The 2,909-nt window shown below is 62.2% G+C and carries 4 protein-coding genes and 1 pseudogene; all 5 read right to left on the reverse strand.

Translation table 11 applies throughout. The features are described 5' to 3' along the window. Positions 1-90 (reverse strand): annotated as a pseudogene (locus tag ACFVFQ_RS38580) (IS5/IS1182 family transposase); the annotation flags it as partial. Between the two features lie 447 nt (positions 91-537). Then, positions 538-1,305, reverse strand: a complete 768-nt coding sequence (locus ACFVFQ_RS38585; protein ID WP_383425378.1) for a S1 family peptidase — start codon at positions 1,303-1,305, stop codon at positions 538-540. A 180-nt stretch (positions 1,306-1,485) separates the two neighbouring features. Continuing rightward, positions 1,486-1,779, reverse strand: coding sequence for a hypothetical protein (locus tag ACFVFQ_RS38590; RefSeq protein WP_383425380.1), 294 nt, complete (start codon positions 1,777-1,779; stop codon positions 1,486-1,488). A gap of 167 nt (positions 1,780-1,946) precedes the next feature. Next, positions 1,947-2,189, reverse strand: a complete 243-nt coding sequence (locus ACFVFQ_RS38595) for a hypothetical protein (RefSeq protein ID WP_383425382.1) — start codon at positions 2,187-2,189, stop codon at positions 1,947-1,949. A gap of 343 nt (positions 2,190-2,532) precedes the next feature. Next, the gene (locus ACFVFQ_RS38600; RefSeq protein ID WP_383425384.1) at positions 2,533-2,757 is read right to left on the reverse strand and encodes an IS3 family transposase; all 225 of its coding nucleotides are present in this window, start codon (positions 2,755-2,757) and stop codon (positions 2,533-2,535) included. Between the last annotated feature and the right edge of the window lie 152 nt (positions 2,758-2,909).

Genomic DNA, 2,909 nt, shown 5'->3' on the forward strand with positions numbered 1-2,909 from the left:
GCCGATTTCGCGGCGGTGCTGCCGTAGCTGCTGGGTGAGGAAGCACAGGGCAGAGCTGGACACGTCGACGCCCGATGGGTAGACAAGCACGTGAATCCTCTGGTGGAGAGGGTTCTCTTGGTCGAAAACCCATCTACCAGGGGCTTCACCACGTTGTCAGCCCAACTGTCAGGCTGCAGCCGCAGGCTGGAAAAGGCTCAGTGGCAGACTGACGGCACATCGAGGCTCCGGTTCTGAACGGTGACTGGCAAGGCCAACCGTCCACAACGGGAGCCTCGATGCTTTGGTAACTGCCCTCATCACAACATCGTCACCACACTGTGACCAGCAACTCCGCTCGACCACCCGGACTTTGCAACAGCCCTGACCAACCGATCTCCAACTGAAAGGTTGGAACGCGAACCGATAGCCTGCACACAGAAAGTGCCTTCCGACCGTGACAACAGAGACCCTCAACAAGCCTTATTGTCACTGGTCAGGAGGCACTTTCGTGTTCATGGCATGGTGGCTGCCCTTACTCCAAGTGAAAGAGTGAGGTTAACTACCCTGGAGGACGGATTTGATCCAGGGGATCTTAACCGCGACATTGGTGTAGATGGTGGGATGGGTGCCGGGGGTGCCCCCGCTGCCGGAGGTGATACCCGCCAGGGACCAGATTCCGTCGGCGCGTTTCACCAGGGCGGGGCCGCCGGAGTCCATGTTCGCGGCTCCGCGGCCGTTGACGGCAGCGATGCACAACTCCTTTCCGTGATTGATCCCGGAGTCGTCACAGCTCTTGTCGTCCAGCCGTTTCGTATCGAGTTCCCGCAGGTCCTTGGGCCAGTTGGCGGGGATCATCTCCTGCCCTGTCAGCCCCCAGCCGAGGATGCGCACGGAGGCAAAGAGCTTGGGAGGGGATTCAGCGAGCCGTACAGGCTGGGCCACAGTGGGCCTTTTGAGTTTGAGTAGAGCGATGTCGTCACCTTCGGTGATGTGACCGGACGGCCACAACGCGCGCTCCACACCGATCAGTTCACCTCCCTCGTCCACCCGGGAAGAGCCGAGCCTCACCTTCATCGTGCCGGGTGCGCCCCTACCGTCCACGCAGTGCTTGGCCGTGACCACCCACTCCTTGTGAACGAGGGCGACCCCGCACACGTGGCCGTCGGGGCGAGGTGACATGGGATTCTGCAGAGACCCCATGAAGGGGTAACCCTCTGTCGCCTTTTGACCGTTGATGATCGCCTGCGCCTGCGGCGCGGACGCGAGTACCGCTGCGGTGGAAGCCAGAGCAACGCCAAGGACACCGCGTTTGAGGAATGTCATGACGACAGCCTGGAAGCCGCCTATGTCGGAATGATCAAGATAAGAAGTCAGATACTTCTCACTTGCGTATCAATGCTGAATCTATGGCGGTTCGATGTCAAAATATGTCTAAAAGGTGACTTGCCTGGACGCAAGTGCGTGCGACAGCGAGGTGCCGACTTGCATGGCAACGCCGTTGCGTTAACGATGTTGGCGGGTTTCTAGTCCGTGTTCGAGGAACGTGATGTCGGCGTGGACGGTGTAGTTCTGCGAGGTTGCGGGGTGTGCTCCGATGTGCGGTACGTACTTGTTGGTGGGGTTCTTGCGGGTGCGGGCTTTGAGCCGGGAGCGGTGGCGGGTGGGCAGGAGGGCGTCCAGGACAGTCCGGCCGATCTCGCCGATCAGGTCGCCGGGTGTATCGGGCCAGATGTCGTGAGCGGTGGTGACCTGGTCGGCAGCGCTCTGGAGGAGAACGGTGAAGCTGATCCGGTCCATGTCTAGGCCCGGGCGGGCGGCGAGGGCGTCGCCGGCGGCGCGGATGAGTGCTTGGTAGGTGACGAGGAGGCGTAGACCTCCTGGTCGAGACCCTCGATGCTTCGGGAGCGCAGGACACGGCCGTCGAGGATCGTGGCCTTGATCGAAAAGTATGTCGTCTCCGCCTGTCACCGCTCATGGTAGAGATCGACAAGTTCCCGTGCGGGGTGGCGGTCGGGGTCGAGCAGGCTGGTGAGCAAGCGCCACTGCTGGGTGTGGACGGTGCCGTCGACCAGGGTGACGGTGATCTGTGCCTCGATGACCCGTGTGGTCAGCAGGGCGGGCAGGACACCGTAGCCGAGCCGCGCCAGGTAGGAGCCATCGCCAAGGCGCCGGAAGGGGGTGGGCGCCCGGCGCGCGGAGGAACGCACCAGGAACTGCGCGCCGCGTGCGTGGATGGCGTGCAGGATAGCGCCAGGTGACAGCCTCGTCGTCAGGAACGTGCAGCAGCGTGCCGTCGACGGCCACGGTGCGCATGCCTCGGTAAGTTGATTTACCAGGAGTCCCGTTGCGCTGTTCCTGCACCCCCTTGACGAACACCTCAAGATCCAAACGCAACGGCGTTGATGAGTTCGGTGTGCAGGGAGTTGAGGGTGATGGGGCAGGGGCTGGCGGATTGCTGATGATCTTGTACCTGACGACCTGTGGGCGCGGATAGCCCCGCTCATCCCTGCCCGACCATCTGAGGTTCCCCCGCTGTTCGGGAGGGGCTGATCAGCAGGTCGGGACGGGTTGATGGGTGTTCAGGTTCGTTTGTTCGGCCGTTGCCTGCTCGGTGTTGTGCTTCTCCTCGAATTCGGTGGGGCTGAGGAAGCCGAGCCGTTCCTGGATGCGACGGGAGTTATAGAAGCCGTCGATGTATGCGAAGAGTGCGAGGTCCGCCTCGGCACGTGTGGCAAGGTGCGGCCGCGCAGGCCTTCGGTCTTGACGAGCATCCATAGATTCTCCGCGAGGGCGTTGACGCTCCTATATTCCGTCAAGTGCCCGGAGTGGGGCGCGGGTTGGCCTTGATCATCTGGTAGATCTCGCGGGCGAGATACCGCTTGAGACAGCGGATGATCTCCTTCTTCGTCTTACCCTCGGTGGTGCGG

Origin of the sequence: Streptomyces sp. NPDC057743 (genome assembly GCF_042798755.1) — a bacterium.
Lineage (GTDB): Bacteria > Actinomycetota > Actinomycetes > Streptomycetales > Streptomycetaceae > Streptomyces.